Below are 15,625 nucleotides of genomic sequence, written 5' to 3' on the forward strand. Positions count from 1 at the left end.
CAAATGAACATCTGCGAAATTACTCAAAACCAACAAGGCACATTTGATTTATACATCAACGGTCAATTCATCCGCAGCTACACCCGCAAAGCCGATGCCAAACGCGGTTTTTCACGCCTAAAAAAGCAAGCGGCGAGCGGTTGCGACGACGTGGCGGCAAGCAGCCGTCAGGCGATTGCAGACACGGGGGCGCAAAGCGCCCCCGCTAGTAACACGGGGGGACAAAACGGCGCATCTTGTGAAACGGCGGACAAAAGCAGCAAAGCCCAAAAACCCACCCTACACGCCCACAGCACCAAAACCAGCCAATTCGTCATGGTAAACGGCAAACTCAAAGAGATCCTACTTCGTCAAGGCAACGCCACCGCAGCCCACATAGACACATTAACTTTCACCTTTACCCAAGACGTATTAGTTGAACCCGACCTACCCATAGACGACCAACATCCCGACAACATCCGCCAGCTTGCCGAAAAACTCTCCGAACTCATGCACACCCTAATGGGCTTCGGCATCTACCAACAAAAAAACGGCATCAACGGCTACAAATACAGCTTTGTCATGGGTACGGAAACAGCCAAATACGGCGTAATCGCCTTTGGCGGCATCAACCAAAAAGACAGCATCATGATCCACCTATACGGCGACGGCTTAACCGCAGCCCAAGACGGCTGGGAAGAGCGCCTACATAGCTGGCTAACCGTCTTCGCCCCCTTTGCCAAAATCACCCGCATAGACCTAGCCCACGACTTCATCGACGGCGAATTCACCCCCGACCAAGCCAAAACCGCATGGGAAAGCGGCGGCTTTGACAACAAAGGACAACGCCCAAGAGCAAGGCTACACGGCTACGACTGGCTAGATGACAAACGCACCGGCAAAACCTTTTATGTAGGCACACCCAACAGCAGCCGCATGGTACGCGTTTACGACAAAGGTTGCGAACAAGGCGACAACAGCAGCCCATGGGTACGCTTTGAATTACAACTCCGCAACCGCGACTACATCATCCCACACGATATTTTAATCAGCGCAGGCAGCTACCTAACCGCCGCCTACCCCATTTGCCAAGACCTATTCAGCCGATTTCTCGAACAGCCAAAGAAAGCCGAGCGCATCAAAAAAACCGAAATGATTAACTTGGAACACGTTTTAAAGTACGCAAGCCAAGCCTGCAGCCCCTGTATTAACGCACTGGAACGGTTTGGCTTTGACGACGAAGAAATCAAAGTTTTGTTGAAAGGGGGCAAAACCAAACTACCCAAACGCCTAGGCGCAGACAAACACGACTGCCGCCAAGCCAACGTCCAGTACATCCATCAAATGCAACACATAGCCAAACAGCACAATACCGAAGTCAAAAACTACATGCACGAAATCAGCGAAAGAGAACGGCAAGCCAAATTCCATCAACGAATGGACAAGCTCGCCCAAGAAGCCAAGCTATTCCGAATGCAGCAAGCCTTTGACAACAGCTGGCAAGCAGCATGGTATGACCAACTTTAACCAACCGCCAAGAAAGGGCAAAGCAATGGAAGCAAAATGGCAAAGAACTGAAATCCATTTCAAGACAAGCAAAGCACAGCGACTAAAAGCGAAGCTGCGTAATTTTTGCACACGGTTATTTAACCAAACAGAAAAAACATATTACGTCGGCAATTCAGCAAATGACAGTCGCATCCCGCGCGTTTATGAAAAACGTTAATCAACCGCCAAGAAAGGGCATCCCATGAAAGCACAACTTCGTAAAGTCAAATGGAACAAAGGCACCGTAGAAGGTTCAGGACAAGAATACGACTACACCCGCGTTTACGTAGAAATTCCCGTTTACGAGCAACAGCAAAAAGAATTCGGCGTAGACGTCTTAGAGCTGGAATACGGCACCGAAGCCGATCACATCAAACTCGCCCACCTACGCGGCAAACTCCCCCTACCCGTAGAAGTGGAATTCATGCCCGTCAAAAAAGGCAACGGCATGATCAACCTAGTAACCAAGTTAGAAGTGCTGGGGCAATCAGCAACTAGCCAAGACAAAGCCAAAGGCTAAACAACCCAAAACCTTGCCGCGTGTCGGGCGGTCGCGCGGAACAAAAGCCCCTAACCGCCCACAAATACTCGAAAGGCAAAACCATGTATCACTTCCTAATCCTGTTCATGTTGATGCACTAACCCCTTTCCCGACGACTCTACCGCAGCCGACAAGTAGAGAAGTCTATTTAAACCCGTCGGCATGGAGCTTCAAAAATGAAAGCACTTCAAACACTCAAAAAAATCGGCGCGTCCGTAAACCAAAAAGCCACCGCAGCCGTTGTCGCAACAACAGCATTCATTGCCACCAACAGCTATGCCGGTGCAATGGCAGATGCCGTTAAAACCGAAACAGCCGACGTTAAAACCGACTTGTATGCAGTTGGTGCAATCGTAATCGGCTTCGTTGTAGTAGGCACAGTTGTTGGCATGACTATTGGCATGCTGCGACGCGGTCGCTAATTTCTAAAAGGGGAAGACTATGGGCTACCGAGTAGGAGGTCAATGCTTCGCCACTTCGGAGGAAGCGTCCGATTATCAAATGTCAATGGTCGTCCCCACCATAACCGCGGATGGCAGCTTAAAAATGCCCGTGTACCAAAACAAACAATGGTACTACGGCTCACAAAAAATAACCCTAACCCATCCATACTGCGACCCAATCCAACCACTCAAAGACGGCATAGAAGTAGGCATAAACATTTCTGCACTCTTCGCCATCGCATTCATCATCAAACTCATCATCAACATCATCAATTCTGCAAATTCCCAAGAAAGCACAAAAGACTAAGCGAGAAACAAAATGCCCGATCTCAAAAAGAAACCCGGAGAAATGGAATTTATAGGCGGCAATGGCAGCAAAGCAGCCATGTTTCAATCCGTCAAACAAGAGCTAAAAGGCGAAGACGGCAAAAGTGGACCATTGTCCGACCTATGGATAATCGGCGCGATTGTTGTTGGCTTGTATCTTGTCATGCTGATTGTCGCAATCATCGTTCGGATGCTGAAAAAAGGCGCAAACCAGCCCACAAAAGAAGATGAGCAAGATGAAAACGAAGACGCTAAAAGCGAAGATGAAGAAGAGCTGTTTTATGAAGATTTGGATTTAGAAGAATTAGAAAGAAAACAACAATTAGAAAGAAAAGAATATTTATCAGGATTAAGCGAAGAAGAGAAACAAGAACTTCGGCGACAAATAGAAGAAGAATTAGATTATCTGTATGAACTGCCAGATGATTGGGCTGATCGTGATAGCAGAGAATATGAAGAAGTGGATAACAGAATAAATGAATTGGCATCTCAACGCAGAGAGTTAATGAGTGAAGAAGAATTAGAAGAAGAATTAAAACAAATAGGCAAAGAATATCAAGAAATGTATTGGCGAGAAGATTTAGGAGAAATTGTCCAAGAGCTTGAAGACGAAGAAGAACAAGACAGCGAAGACAAACCCGACGCGCAACATGACAAAGACGAGCCGAACGAAAAAGAGAGTTAAATCATGTACGACGCAATCATGTTTGTAATCGGTATTGTATGCACCATCCCCATCTGGCTGTTATTCATCAGATAAAAACCACGAACCCACCCAAAGGAAGCCCCATGAAACCCAAGTTACTGCCAGTCATTGCCCTAACAGCCAGCCTACTGCTGGCGATGTCTGCTGCATGGGCTGATGGGGCTGCTGACGGTGGTGATTTAAATTATGATGCGCGAATTTACAATGGCAAAGAATACATTTTAACTCGTCCCCCATCAGATGCCGACTTAACCCAATCTCGTCCGTCCAACGACCAACTCCGCAGACATTATGCGAACTGTTACCGCAACGGTGCGCCTTTTGGCACTCCAACGTCAACCGTCTTAAGCACAGGGCAAACATCTCTTTGGCAAGGCTGGTACTGTCCCTCAACCAAACCCAGCCCCACCCCCGGTTCTGACACCAATCCCACACCAAGCCCTCAACCTAACCCCCAACCTAACCCCAAACCTAACCCCAACAATCCCAAAGGCTGCGGAAGCATGGTAAACGGTAAATGGGTGGAAGTCCCATGCGACTTTGATAAAAAGCCCAATCCCGTCCAACCGAGCGATCCTACCAAACCTACCCCGCCCGACGATCCCAAAATTCCAACCGTCCCCACCGTTCCCACGCCAACAGTACCTAGCAACCTAGATCCCGAGCTACTAAAACAGCTAAGGCAAGCATTAGAAGCCCTAAGCAAAGCCTATCAAAGCAAATTTAATTCTTTAAGGGATGAAGCGATTGGCATTAAAAAAAGACTTGCGAATAATTTAAATGACTGTGTAAGAATGTATCAAGGCAAAGTTTATACAGAATGCGCAGAAAGTGCCATAAAGAGTGCACAAAAGCAAATGGAGGAAGTGCAAAAGGAAATTGATATTACCCAAGCCCAAATGCAAAAAGACTTCGCCGAGCTGGCGAAACAAATCGCATCCGTCCCCAACGTGTCAGGCATCAGCATCAACATTCCCAGCGGTTCAAGTTCAGGCAGCATCAGCATCAACGGTGGCGGCAATGGCGACGGCAGCAACGGCAACGGCGGCGGTGACGGCACAGGTGGCAGCGGAGGCGGTGGTAATGGCGGCGGAGGCACCACCAACATTTACAACAATGTCGTTAATCACAATACCACCATTAATAACAATGGCGGAAGTGGTGGCGGTTCAGGTGGTGGAACAGGCATAGGCGGCAACGGCTCGCAACAAGGCGGCAAAGACTATTCCAATGCCTTAAAAGAGATTAACAACTCACTCAACAATATTGAAAAGCAGCTTAGCAAAGGAAGTAATGACAAAGGCAATAACGATAAGGGTAACGACGGCAAAGGTAATGATGCCAACGACGGTAAAGGCGACAAAGGCAACCCAGACGGCAAACCGGACGGCAATCCCGATGGCGATGAAAAAGGCGAAACCCTAAGCGAATACTGCAAAAACAATCCCAACGCCCTAGCGTGTGTCAAATTGGGCGATAAGGAAGAGATAGACAAAGCCATAGCCGAAAGCAAAGGCAAGGACAAAGACGGTCGTCCTTTTGGCATGGGTGAACATGAAATAGGCATTCCACAAATCAGTCGCAGTCATGACTTCGTAGAAAGCGGCGTATGCCCCGCTCCTAAACAAGTGATGATATTAGGCGCGATGCAAGAGTTCAGCTATCAGCCTATGTGCGACTTTGCTAGCAAAATCCGCCCAGCCGTGATTGTAAGCGCGATATTGCTCGCCTTTTTTATCGCCCAAGCATCTATTTCCAGAGCTTAAAAAGGAAAAACCATGCCAGCAGCATTACTCCCGCTGTTAAGCAGATTGCTGACTACCTTAATCGGGCAAATCTTTATCGCCCTAGGCATCTCCGCCATAACTTACAAAGGTGTTGAGAATCTGCAAGCCTATTTCGTGCGCGTGATACAAGACGAAATGGGGCGTTTCCCCTCCGAAGCCCTACAACTCTTTTACATGGCAGGTGGCGGGGTCGCCCTTAACTGGATATTCGGCGCGGTCGCATTCGCGTTCACATTCACCGCGACAACCAAAATCGGCAGCGTATTGAAAAGCAAATAGCGGTAAGTGAGAGCAATAGCAGCAAAAGGCAGCCTGAAACCATTTCAGGCTGCCTAAACAATCACAAACAGCAATAAAACAGGGGCAAACATGATTAGTTTAATAACAGGCTTACCGGGCAGCGGCAAAACCTCGTTGATGGTGCACATGCTGATGACGCGCGACGATTTGAAAAATCGTCCGCTCTATGTGGATGGCATCCCAGAACTCAAAATACCCACCCAGCCCATTCCTGACGGCGAAGACATGACTACATGGCACAAATGGGCCCCGACTGGTGCAATTCTCGTGATTGACGAAGCCCAGCGCGTATTCCGCCCCCGCCCAGCAGGTTCAAAAGTACCCGACTACATCCAAGAGTTAGAAACCCACCGGCACAAAGGCATAGATTTTTTTATCCTAACCCAACATCCGCGCCTGATTGACGTCAATCTTCGCTCTCTTATCGGCGAACATCGGAACATCAGCAATACCATGCTCGGCATCAAACGCATCAGCTACTGGCAAAAATGCGCCAATCCAGAAAGCAGAGCTGACGTCGCCGAAGCCAAAAACAGCATCTTCTTCACCAAAAAAGATGCCTTCGGCATGTACAAATCCGCCGAAGAACACAACAAAGTCAAAGGCAAATTGAGCGCAGTCATTTGGATATTTCCAATAGTGGTCGGCATCCTCGCCTACCTAGGCTATTTCCAGAACCAGCGCTGGAAACAACGCATGGACGAAACCGCCCAACAAGTCCAAACCGCAGAACAAAGCAACCCAAACAACGGAGCAAGCAACCCAACAGGTATTTATACAGACGAAGCCCCACAACCCTCCGCCACCCAACCATTAAGCGCATCCGATTACGTCCCCACCGTAGAAAACCAACCGTGGAGCGCGCCCTTATACGACGGCTTAAACCGCAACATTCAAACAATGCCCTATCCCGTCGCCTGTATCAAATCAACTAACACTTGCAACTGCTACACCGACCAAGCAACCAAACTCAAAGGCATCAGCGCGGAGCAATGCACCGACTGGGCAGAAAACGGCATCTACAACCCCTACATTCAATCTGAGTATGCCAACAATGGCAACAGCCCAACTAACGCGCCCAGAACCGAAAGCAGCCCAAACGAAAGCCCAGCCGTGTTAGAGCTGGGCGGGAAACCGCTGCCGAGTTTGGATCACACCGGCGAAGGATCGGTGGCGGTGATTCAGTAAACCTCGTATTTTACGGGTATAAGATAGCGCGTTTTAAAGGGCTGTCCGTTGATGGTTTTAGGTGGGATTTTTGAGTTTTTTACTCTTTCAAGGGCAGATGTATTTATATCAACGTTTTTAAATTGGCTACGGTTAAGCAAATCAGCTTCAATAACGTTGCCATCTTTATCAACCACCGCCACGACTTGCAAAATAATGGTTTGTTTGGGTTTAGGATCGCTAGGGTCGTCCACTACCCCATCCGCTTTACTTTGCCACACCCCACCATTAACAATCTCATCCGTAGGCAACCCAGCCGTTTCCTTAATATCCTGCACTGCCAAATCTGCTTCCACCACCGCACGGTTAAGCTGCTCTGACGTTTGCGCGATCTGCTCCTGCACCGCTTGGACACTTTGAGCCGTTTCCGTTTTGGCTTTTGCTTGCCGTTCCTCGTATACCTGCGCACCCACCCAGCCGAGCAAGCCGCAAATGGCGGTCAATAACACGATGATGATGTTCTGTTTCATGGAAGCTCCCAGTAATAAAAGAATGGCGGGATTATATAGCAGCGCTTCTCAAAAGCAAAAATATATAGAAATGTATAATTAGTTAAAATATAGTATTTATATATACTTACTTTGATTTCACCCGAGTATGGCACGGCGCCCGCCCTACGGTAAAATTTAAAACTGCACGACACCCGCAAGACTGCCTTGGTTAAACCATTGAGAAAGATTGGTGCGTGCAGTTTTTCTTTTGACACAAAACATAACAGTATCATTGGCAAAAGCCATTATTGCAAGGATTGCAACACATGCACTATCTAGGATTGGACATTTCAAAGCATACGATAGACACTTATTCAGACATCTGCGGGCATCACAAAATTGATAACACTATTCAAAGTATTCAAGGTTTATTGGGGCATTTGCAAGCAAATGGGTTAGGCAAAGAAAACACGCATATCTGCTGCGAAGCAACAAACGTGTACTACCTTCTTGTAGCGACAACGCTACATCAGAATGGCTATGCCGTATCAGTGGTTAATCCGCTCGCAATCAAAGGCTACGCCAAAATGCAGCTAAAACGCATCAAAACAGACAAGCAAGATGCCAAGCTAATCGCAGATTTTGCTAAAAAAGAAAAACCGCAATGCTGGCAACCAAATAACCAAACCGGAAAAGCCATACAATCACTACATCGTCGAACAGAGCAGCTAAATAGCCTACTTGTCGCAGAGAAAAATCGTCAAGAAACAGCCGATGAGTACACCAACGCATCTGTTGAAAAAATGATTGCAGCCTTGAAAGAAGAGCTGGAAAACATCAGAGAGCAAATCCAAGCAATTATTGAAAGCGACGAGCAGTTAAAGGCAAAGCAAAAAATCCTTTCAACCATTCCAGGAGTAGGCAAAAACACTGCCCAAATCCTGCTATCCGTCCTCGTTGATTTGGACAAATTTCAAACGGCGAAACATTTAATTAGCTACTTAGGTCTATCGCCGATTATCAGAGATAGCGGCAAATACAAAGGCGCGCAAAAAGTGTCCAAGATGGGCGATAAAACCCTACGCAAATCGCTGTATATGCCCGCAAGGGCTGCCTGTACCCGCAGCAAACTATGGCGTGGTTGGTTTGACGAGCAAGTCGCAAGAGGCAAGCATCCAAAGCAAGTCTATGTCATGATGATGTGCAAAATACTACGTTATGCCTACACCTGCCTGAAAACAAACGCGCCCTTTGATGCCACCCTGCACAAAAAGGCGGATAAGGCAGAGCGGAGCTGGAAAACAGTCAAGGGGGAAGCTTTGTAAAGGCGAAGCCTTTATGAATACCCCCTTTACTGTTTGGAAGCGACCCAACACTCTGCCGAAAGGGCAGGTGAAAGGGGCAACGCCCCGGCCGCCTGCCCGCGCGGCGTCGCAAGTGAGACTGGGGGTGTGGGGGCTAGCCCCCGCAAAGCGGCAACCCAACTGCAACGCCAATTCAAATCCCAGCAAAAAGCGGGGGTATGGCGGCGCAACGCCATGCACTGGCAAAACATTAACAAAATTTGACGCAAATCAACAATTTTTGCGTTTTAGCCTTGACGTGAAATACAGTATCTTTCTCAACGCCCAATCAACACTCGTTCAACCCGCCGCCCATTTATCCCGCACCCGTTTCCCCGTATCATCCGCCCCATCTGTTCACCCCAACCCAAGGAGCCCACAATGTCCCGCATCCTCATCATTTCAGGACACCCCGATTTATCCGCCTCCGTTGCCAACGCCGCCATTCTGGCGCACGTTGCCCGCGAGCTGCCCGAAGCCGAAATCCGCCGCTTGGACGCGCTGTATCCCGATTACCAATTTGACATCGAGGCCGAACAATCCGCCCTGCTCGCAGCCGACATCATCGTGTTCCAATTTCCGTTTTCATGGTATGCCCTGCCTGGGCTGATGAAACTGTGGCTGGACAAAGTGTTCCTGCACGGCTTCTCGCACGGCAGCAAAGGGCGCTTGGGCGGCAAAAAGCTGCTGCTTTCGTTCACCACCGGCGCGCCCGCAGCGGTGTATCAAAAAGACGGCGCGTTCGGGCATACGGTGGAGGACTACCTGCCGCAGTTTGCCACCACCGCCGCGCTGTGCAGCTTGGATTACCAAGGCGCGGTGTACACCAACGGCGTGAGCTACTCCGCCCGCGACGACGAAGCCAAAATCAACGCCCAACGCGAGCTGGCTCAAAACCACGGCGCGCGTTTGGTGGCGAAACTGAAAGAATTGGCGGCATAAGTCGTTTTCAGGCTGCCCAAACAGGCAAAGGCAGCCTGAAACAGAAAATGCGTTTTCAGGCTGCCGCTCCGCCCAACCCATTTATAGGAAACCGAAAAATGTATCTCATCACCATCACAGTCAATCCCGACCTATCCGCCGAACAACACGAAACCCTGTTCCCCCAACACGCCGAGTGGTTCAAAAAACACTTTGCCGCAGGCACCTTTCTGCTCACCGCGCCGTTTACCGATACCCAAGCGCATCAGGGCATGATTTTCGCCCAAGCCGAAAGCCGCGAAGCCCTGTAAACGATTTTGGCAAAAGATTGCTATTACCCGAACCACGCGCAATACGACATCCGCGAGTTCGCGCCCAAGCTGATTGCGGCGAACCTGCCCGAGTTTGCGGGGAAATAAAACCGCCGCCTGAATACTGGTTCAGGCAGATTTTTCATTTTCCCTTTTCAGGCTGCCTCAAACCCCGTCAAACAAGGACACCTCATGACCGCGCAACAACTGCAAGACTTCCTCCACCGCTGCATCCCCGCCACTGCCGCGCTGCACATCCGCGTCGTTTCCTGCAGCGCAGACGGCGTGGCGCTTTTGATGCCACACGCGCCCAACCGCAACCACAAAAACACCGTGTTCGGCGGCAGCACCGCGCTGGGCGCAACCGTGTGCGGCTGGGCGCTGGTGCATCTGAACTGCCCCGAAGCAGCGGGCAACATCGTGATACAAAGCAGCGAAATCCGCTACACCGCGCCCGCGCACGGCGATTTGCTGCTGTCCGTCCGCAGCCCTGATGCCGCCGAATGGGCGCATTGCCGCGAAATGCTGGCTCGGCGCGGCAAGGGCAAAATCAATTTGGCGGTGAGCGGTTTTTCGGACGGCGTATTGGCGGCGGAATGGGCGGGGCGATATGTGGTTTTGGCAGCCTGAAAATCCAAAACGACAATCCAATCAAACGCATTTTTGCGCTGCTGCAAAGCCCAAATGCCAAACGCCGCTGCAAAATAATCACAGCGGCGTTTTTTTACGCGCAAGCGTTTTAGCTTCGCTAGGCAGGCTGCCTTGGCTGGCGCGGGTTCAGTGTGTAGGTCGGGCATTGATGCCCGACAAATTCTGGCTATTTATCTGCATACAGCACAACTAAAAACGTCGGGCATCAATGCCCGACCTACTTGGTTTTACAAAGGTTTCAGCCTGCCTTCACAAACGTCAGCGCGTAAAACCGTCCGTCCCACAAAATATGCGTCTGCCGTTCGGCGGCGTTGGCGGGCAGGGCGTTTTCTATGGCGGAAACGTCCACCCGCGCGTTCTGATAGGCGGCTTGGGTGAACGCGCTTTTTTGGTATTGCTGCTCCACCAAATCCTGCGTTTCGTCGGCAACCATTAGTTTGGTGCGCGGTTTGGCGACGCGCAGCATTTCGGCGAGGGCGCGGGGTTTGTCGGAAAAGAAATTGATGCCGCCCACATGAAACACGATGTCAAAGCTGTTGTCAGCAAAGGGCAAATCTTCGGCGGCGCAATGCACCAGCGAGAGATTGAGCCGCCGCTGCCAGTTTTTCTGCGCGCGGCGCAACATGCCGAGCGACAAATCTGCGCCGACGATTTTCAGGCTGCCTGCGTTTACCGTATCGGGGAAATAGCGGAAATCGGTGCCCGTGCCGACGGAGACATACAGCACGCTTGCGCCGTCTTGCCAGTCAAGCAGGCGCATCATTTCGCGGCGCATTTTGGCGATGCCGCCGCCGTATTTGAGCCGCGCCAACCATTCGCCGAGGTTGTACAGCGGGGCGAGGCGGTCGTAGAGCTTGTTGTATTTGCCGTTGTCGCCGGCCAAATCGGCGGGGTTGAGGTAGCGCAGGATGCCGTTTTCTTCGCCGAGGTAGGCGGGGTTGAGGTCGGGGCGGAGCAAGGGGGCGAGGTTGGGGTTCATGGTTGTCCTTTCCGATGCTTGGGTGTTGGCAATCACTGTTTTCAGGCAGCCTGAAAAACGTCTGGCGCGGTCAAACGTGTTGGGCGGCAAACGCCTGCATCAGGCCGGACAAGGTGGTGTCGCCCGTATTGACGGCCAAGATTTCCGAAATATGGCTGTGACCAGCCAGCAGATAGTGCGGCACGCCGAGCCGCTCGGCTTGTTGGCGGAACTCGGGCGGGTCTAGCTCGGCGGCGGCAATCAGCAGCGGCACGCCGCATTGCAGCAGCCCTGCTTGGGCGGAGCGGGCGGCGATTTGGGCGCGGTCGCTGCCGAAGTAGGCTTGGCGGGCGGGGCTGTCGCCAAACGCGACGGTGTCGTAAATGCCGGACACCAGTATTGCGCCGCGCACGCCGTCGCTGCCCAGCCGCAGCGTGGGGTGGGCGAGGTATTGGGCGATGTGCGCCGCGCCGGCGGAATGCCCGCACAGGATGATGCGCTGCGGGTCGCCGCCATATTCTGCGGCGTGGCTCTGCGCCCACAGCAGGGCGGCGGCGATGTCTTGCTGCGCGGCGGGCCAGGGGTGCTCGGGGGCCAGGCGGTAATTGATGTTGATGCCGAGCAGCCCGCTGCCTGCCGCCCACAGCATGATGTTGTCGTAAAACGGGCTGCCTGCGCCGCGCTTGTCGCCACGCACAAAGCCGCCGCCGTGCACAAACAGCAGGATGGGGCGCGGTGCGGCGGCGGGCGGTGCGGGGGCGAAAACGTCCAGGCGTTGCAGCGGGTGGCTGCCGAAGGCTTGGTCGCGGGCAACGGTGGCGTTATCGTAGGGCTCGCGCGGGTGCAGCGGGGTATACAGCGGCTCGGTGGCGAGCGGATTGATGACTGCGCCGAGTTGGCGCAGCGAGGCGGCGACGGGGGCGGGGATTTGGGCGGGAAGGATGGTGGGTTGCATGGTGATGGCTCGCAATGAAAAGAAAGGAGTGGAGACGGGGCAGCCTGAAAACGGGTTGTGCCGTTTGGGCTGCGCCGAAACGTGCTGCGCGGGGTTTCAGGCTGCCTCTGCCGCCTAGTCCAGCCAACGGAACGCGCGTTTCAATTCGGCGACGGCGTCGCGCTCGTAACAGCGCCCGTGCGCCAGAATAATTTTTTCAGGCTGCCATGCCAGCATCTGCGCGAGGCTGGCGCGGGCGGCGGCTTTGTCTTTAAACGTGGCGCGCCAGTCGGCGGGGGTTTTGCCGTCGGGGTCGGCGATGCCTGCCAGCTTCATCACGCCTGCCCAAAAGCGGCTGGGGAACTGCGAGGTTTCAAAGTTTTCAATTAGGTCGGTGAGAATCAGCGTGCGGCTGGCGCGGTGGAAAAACACGGTTTCGGTCATCACGCGACTGCCGGCAAACGGCATCTGCGCCAAATCGTTTGCCCATGCGCCGGGCGCGGTATCGCCCAAATCGGCATCAAACGCCACGGCGATGCTCTGCGCCGCCGCCCGTTCGCGCACGCCCGTGCTTGCCCACGCCGTTGCCTGCGGGTAGCGCGCTTTCCACGCCGCGATGTGGGCGTAGTGGATTTTGTTGGGCGACACCAAATGGCGCACTTCGCCCAGCGCGTCGATTTGCGCGAACAACTCGGGCGCGGGGGCGACGGGCGAATGGCACCACAAACCGCCGTCTGAAAGCCGCACCACGGTCATGCGCGTGCTGAACGGGATTTTGACGCCGAGCGGAAACGCCATGCGGATTTCGCCGCCGTCGGCAATCCAGATGTTTTCGCCGAAGGGTTTGAGGATGTTGAGCGGGTAGTAGAGGTGGATGGCGGTCATGATGGCTTCTTGCGGGGGGGCAGCCTGAAAACATGTTCCCAATGCCATTTTGGCTTCGCCTGTTTTCAGGCTGCCAGAATGGTAGCGCAGGCAGCCTGAAACGGGCAATAGCGGTTCAGGCTGCCTGCGGGCTATGGGCAGCCTAAAAACACCCAAACGCAGAACCAACCCAAACGCTGCTGACACATTCTGACACCCGCCTCGTGTATCATCACGCTTTTCCACCAACCAAGAAAGGCAACACCATGAAAAATCTCACCCTTTACACCGTCCCCAAATCGCGCGGCATGAGCGTGGTATGGATGCTCAAAGAATGCGGCGCAACCTTTGACACCGTGCTGCTGTCCTTCAACGACACCACCCAATCCTCCGACCACCTCACCGTCAAATCCGCCGATTACCTCGCCATCAACCCGATGGGCAAAGTGCCCGCACTCAAAGCAGGCGATGCAGTTATCACCGAAGCCGCCGCCATCCTCACCTTTCTTGCCGAGCAGTTCCCCGAACGCAATCTGATTCCCGCCGCAGGCAGCTTGGCGCGCGGCGAATACTACCGCTGGCTCTGCTTCGCCATCAATTTGGAATACGCCGCGTTTGACCGTCTCAACCAAATCTCCAGCAATGCCGAACGGCGCAAAAGCATCGGCTACGGCGATTTGGATACCGCCTTCGGTGTGTTGCGCGACCATCTGGCGCGGCACGACTTTATCGTCGGCAACCAATTTTCCGCGCTGGACCTCTACTACACCATGCTGCTGGTGCAGTTCACCCGTGTGAAACCCGTGGAAGGCATCGCCTGCGATGTGTTTGATGCCTACATCGCCCGCCACACCGCCCGCCCCGCCTTTGGCGAAATGATGGCTTGGGTGGAAAAGGAAATGGCGAAAATGGCGTAGAACGGAGTAAGCCGGATAGCAAATAGGCAGCCTGAAAAGCGGAATTTGGCTTTTCAGGCTGCCTTTGCATTTGGCGCAACGTATAATCACACCGCTTTCATTCCAACCCAAACGCAGGCTGCCCTGCCCATAAAGGCAGCCTGAAATCCGACCCCCAACGTAAAAAGGAATCCCCATGAAATCCTTGAAAACCGCCGTTCTAGCCGTTTCCCTAATACTCGCCACCGCCACCCACGCCGAAGGCAATCCCTACCGCCAAAGCTACGGAACATGGGAACAAGACACCCCCGCAGGCGCAGAACGCTTTGTGATTGGCAAACACGGTTTTGAAGAATTTGCCCAAGTCGCGCCCAACTGCCGCAACAAGAAAAACGGCTATACGCACCAAGCTGACTGGATAAACGGCAAAGAACTCGCGCAAAGCATTCGCGCCAGCATAGCAGACGATGCAGGAGACGAAGCCTACGCCCGCCCCTTGCGAAATATGCTGAAAAAAATCAGCCCCAACAAAAAATACCTGCGGATTGGTTTATCGTTAAGCTGCGCGGACGGCTTCACCGCGTTTATCCAAATCACGCCCAACGAAGCGTTGAAACTGGAAGCCGCGCCTGATAATTTTTATACTCCCGTGCGGCGCGTGAAATAACGCATTTTGCAACCGCTATGCAAACCACAGGCAGCCTGAAAATGGAAAATACCGTTTTCAGGCTGCCTGTGCATTTGGCGCAACGTATAATGCGAACCTTTCCATCCCCAACCAACGCGCAGGCTGTCCCGCCTCAAAGGCAGCCTGAAACCACCCCACCCATCCCAAAAAAGGCAGCCTGAAAATGCCCACCGCCCCCCTTGGCGAATTTGACTTTATCCGCCGCCATCTCGCCCGCCCCCAGCCATCCGACCCCGACCTGCTGCTCGGCATAGGCGACGATGCCGCCATCATCCGCCCCCGCGCAGGGTTTGACCTTTGTTTCAGCAGCGATATGCTGCTCGCCAATCGCCATTTTTTCCCAACCGACCCGCCCGAAGCCATCGCCCACAAAATCCTCGCCACCAATATCTCCGACATCGCCGCCATGGGCGGGCAACCGCGCTGGGTATTATTAAGCGCCGCCCTGCCCGAGCTGAACGAGGCGTGGCTGCAAGCCTTTTCAGGCAGCCTATTTGCCACCCTGCGCCAATACGGCATCACCCTTATCGGCGGTGACACCACCCGAGGCAACCTAGCCTTCAACGTCGCCATCACAGGCGAACTCCCCGCAGGCAAAGCCCTGCGCCGCAGTGGCGCGCAACACGGCGACGACATCTGGGTATCAGGGCAAATCGGGCTGGCAGCCGCCGCCCTGCACCACATCTGGGGCAACATCACCCTGCCCGAACACCTATTCGCCCAATGCGAAGCCGCCCGCCTGCGCCCCACCCCGCGCGTCGCCCTTGGGC

General features: G+C 53.1%; 21 protein-coding genes. 17 read left to right on the forward strand and 4 right to left on the reverse strand.

The window, feature by feature from the left end; genetic code table 11:
* The first annotated feature begins 3 nt into the window (after positions 1–3).
* The 9 genes from JDW22_RS10465 (at position 4) to JDW22_RS10505 (ending at position 6,819) form a co-directional block, all read left to right on the forward strand.
* The gene (locus JDW22_RS10465) at positions 4–1,506 is read left to right on the forward strand and encodes a replication initiation factor domain-containing protein (RefSeq protein WP_200523007.1); all 1,503 of its coding nucleotides are present in this window, start codon (positions 4–6) and stop codon (positions 1,504–1,506) included.
* Positions 1,493–1,705, forward strand: coding sequence for a hypothetical protein (locus JDW22_RS10470; RefSeq protein ID WP_200523008.1), 213 nt, complete (start codon positions 1,493–1,495; stop codon positions 1,703–1,705). Before JDW22_RS10465 ends, JDW22_RS10470 begins: the two co-directional genes overlap by 14 nt.
* 24 nt (positions 1,706–1,729) lie before the next feature.
* Positions 1,730–2,047: a hypothetical protein gene (locus JDW22_RS10475; RefSeq protein ID WP_200523009.1), complete on the forward strand. Its 318-nt coding sequence runs from the start codon at positions 1,730–1,732 to the stop codon at positions 2,045–2,047.
* A 197-nt stretch (positions 2,048–2,244) separates the two neighbouring features.
* Positions 2,245–2,490: a hypothetical protein gene (locus tag JDW22_RS10480; protein WP_200523010.1), complete on the forward strand. Its 246-nt coding sequence runs from the start codon at positions 2,245–2,247 to the stop codon at positions 2,488–2,490.
* A 19-nt stretch (positions 2,491–2,509) separates the two neighbouring features.
* Positions 2,510–2,818, forward strand: coding sequence for a hypothetical protein (locus JDW22_RS10485; RefSeq protein WP_200523011.1), 309 nt, complete (start codon positions 2,510–2,512; stop codon positions 2,816–2,818).
* 12 nt (positions 2,819–2,830) lie between these two features.
* Positions 2,831–3,523: a hypothetical protein gene (locus JDW22_RS10490; RefSeq protein WP_200523012.1), complete on the forward strand. Its 693-nt coding sequence runs from the start codon at positions 2,831–2,833 to the stop codon at positions 3,521–3,523.
* 104 nt (positions 3,524–3,627) lie between these two features.
* Positions 3,628–5,310, forward strand: a complete 1,683-nt coding sequence (locus JDW22_RS10495) for a virulence factor TspB C-terminal domain-related protein (RefSeq protein ID WP_200523013.1) — start codon at positions 3,628–3,630, stop codon at positions 5,308–5,310.
* 12 nt (positions 5,311–5,322) lie between these two features.
* Positions 5,323–5,610 (forward strand): DUF2523 family protein, encoded by a 288-nt coding sequence (locus JDW22_RS10500; RefSeq protein WP_003793989.1) that lies wholly within the window; start codon positions 5,323–5,325, stop codon positions 5,608–5,610.
* A gap of 90 nt (positions 5,611–5,700) precedes the next feature.
* Positions 5,701–6,819, forward strand: a complete 1,119-nt coding sequence (locus tag JDW22_RS10505; RefSeq protein WP_200523014.1) for a zonular occludens toxin family protein — start codon at positions 5,701–5,703, stop codon at positions 6,817–6,819.
* Here the strand turns inward: JDW22_RS10505 and JDW22_RS10510 are convergent.
* Complete coding sequence (locus JDW22_RS10510; protein ID WP_200523015.1) at positions 6,813–7,328, reverse strand: energy transducer TonB; 516 nt, start codon at positions 7,326–7,328, stop codon at positions 6,813–6,815. The two genes, JDW22_RS10505 and JDW22_RS10510, sit on opposite strands and share 7 nt — an antisense overlap.
* Positions 7,329–7,615: 287 nt before the next feature.
* On the opposite strand from JDW22_RS10510, the gene JDW22_RS10515 reads away from it, so the two are divergent.
* The 4 genes from JDW22_RS10515 to JDW22_RS10530 all read left to right on the forward strand — a co-directional run bounded on the left by JDW22_RS10515 (position 7,616) and on the right by JDW22_RS10530 (position 10,494).
* Entirely contained in the window at positions 7,616–8,614 is a 999-nt protein-coding gene (locus tag JDW22_RS10515) for an IS110 family RNA-guided transposase (protein ID WP_200523016.1), read from the forward strand.
* A 399-nt stretch (positions 8,615–9,013) separates the two neighbouring features.
* On the forward strand, positions 9,014–9,574 hold the full coding sequence (locus JDW22_RS10520) for an NAD(P)H-dependent oxidoreductase (protein ID WP_200523017.1): 561 nt from the start codon (positions 9,014–9,016) through the stop codon (positions 9,572–9,574).
* A gap of 98 nt (positions 9,575–9,672) precedes the next feature.
* Positions 9,673–9,864 carry a YciI family protein gene (locus JDW22_RS10525; protein WP_200523018.1) on the forward strand — a complete coding sequence of 64 codons (192 nt, stop codon included), beginning with the start codon at positions 9,673–9,675 and terminating at the stop codon, positions 9,862–9,864.
* Between the two features lie 192 nt (positions 9,865–10,056).
* Positions 10,057–10,494, forward strand: a complete 438-nt coding sequence (locus tag JDW22_RS10530) for a YiiD C-terminal domain-containing protein (RefSeq protein WP_200523019.1) — start codon at positions 10,057–10,059, stop codon at positions 10,492–10,494.
* A gap of 259 nt (positions 10,495–10,753) precedes the next feature.
* On the opposite strand, the gene JDW22_RS10535 is transcribed toward JDW22_RS10530, so the two are convergent.
* The 3 genes from JDW22_RS10535 to JDW22_RS10545 form a co-directional block, all read right to left on the reverse strand.
* Positions 10,754–11,584 (reverse strand): class I SAM-dependent methyltransferase, encoded by an 831-nt coding sequence (locus JDW22_RS10535; RefSeq protein ID WP_235965486.1) that lies wholly within the window; start codon positions 11,582–11,584, stop codon positions 10,754–10,756.
* Complete coding sequence (locus tag JDW22_RS10540) at positions 11,565–12,428, reverse strand: alpha/beta hydrolase (protein ID WP_200523020.1); 864 nt, start codon at positions 12,426–12,428, stop codon at positions 11,565–11,567. The genes JDW22_RS10535 and JDW22_RS10540 overlap by 20 nt, the downstream gene beginning before the upstream one ends.
* A 114-nt stretch (positions 12,429–12,542) precedes the next feature.
* On the reverse strand, positions 12,543–13,448 hold the full coding sequence (locus JDW22_RS10545; protein WP_235965487.1) for a DUF4336 domain-containing protein: 906 nt from the start codon (positions 13,446–13,448) through the stop codon (positions 12,543–12,545).
* Between the two features lie 89 nt (positions 13,449–13,537).
* Between JDW22_RS10545 and JDW22_RS10550 the strand changes: the two genes are divergently transcribed.
* The 4 genes from JDW22_RS10550 to thiL all read left to right on the forward strand — a co-directional run.
* Positions 13,538–14,188, forward strand: a complete 651-nt coding sequence (locus JDW22_RS10550; RefSeq protein ID WP_200523021.1) for a glutathione S-transferase family protein — start codon at positions 13,538–13,540, stop codon at positions 14,186–14,188.
* A 175-nt stretch (positions 14,189–14,363) separates the two neighbouring features.
* Positions 14,364–14,834 carry a transcriptional regulator gene (locus JDW22_RS10555; RefSeq protein ID WP_200523022.1) on the forward strand — a complete coding sequence of 157 codons (471 nt, stop codon included), beginning with the start codon at positions 14,364–14,366 and terminating at the stop codon, positions 14,832–14,834.
* A gap of 17 nt (positions 14,835–14,851) precedes the next feature.
* Positions 14,852–15,016 carry a hypothetical protein gene (locus JDW22_RS10560; RefSeq protein WP_200523023.1) on the forward strand — a complete coding sequence of 55 codons (165 nt, stop codon included), beginning with the start codon at positions 14,852–14,854 and terminating at the stop codon, positions 15,014–15,016.
* Positions 15,017–15,018: 2 nt separating this feature from the next.
* Positions 15,019–15,625, forward strand: a 607-nt coding sequence (gene thiL / locus JDW22_RS10565) for a thiamine-phosphate kinase (RefSeq protein WP_200523024.1), incomplete at its 3' end; no start/stop codon positions are given.

Origin of the sequence: Kingella bonacorsii (assembly GCF_016623605.1) — a bacterium.
In the GTDB taxonomy this organism is placed as follows: Bacteria; Pseudomonadota; Gammaproteobacteria; order Burkholderiales; family Neisseriaceae; genus Kingella_B; species Kingella_B oralis.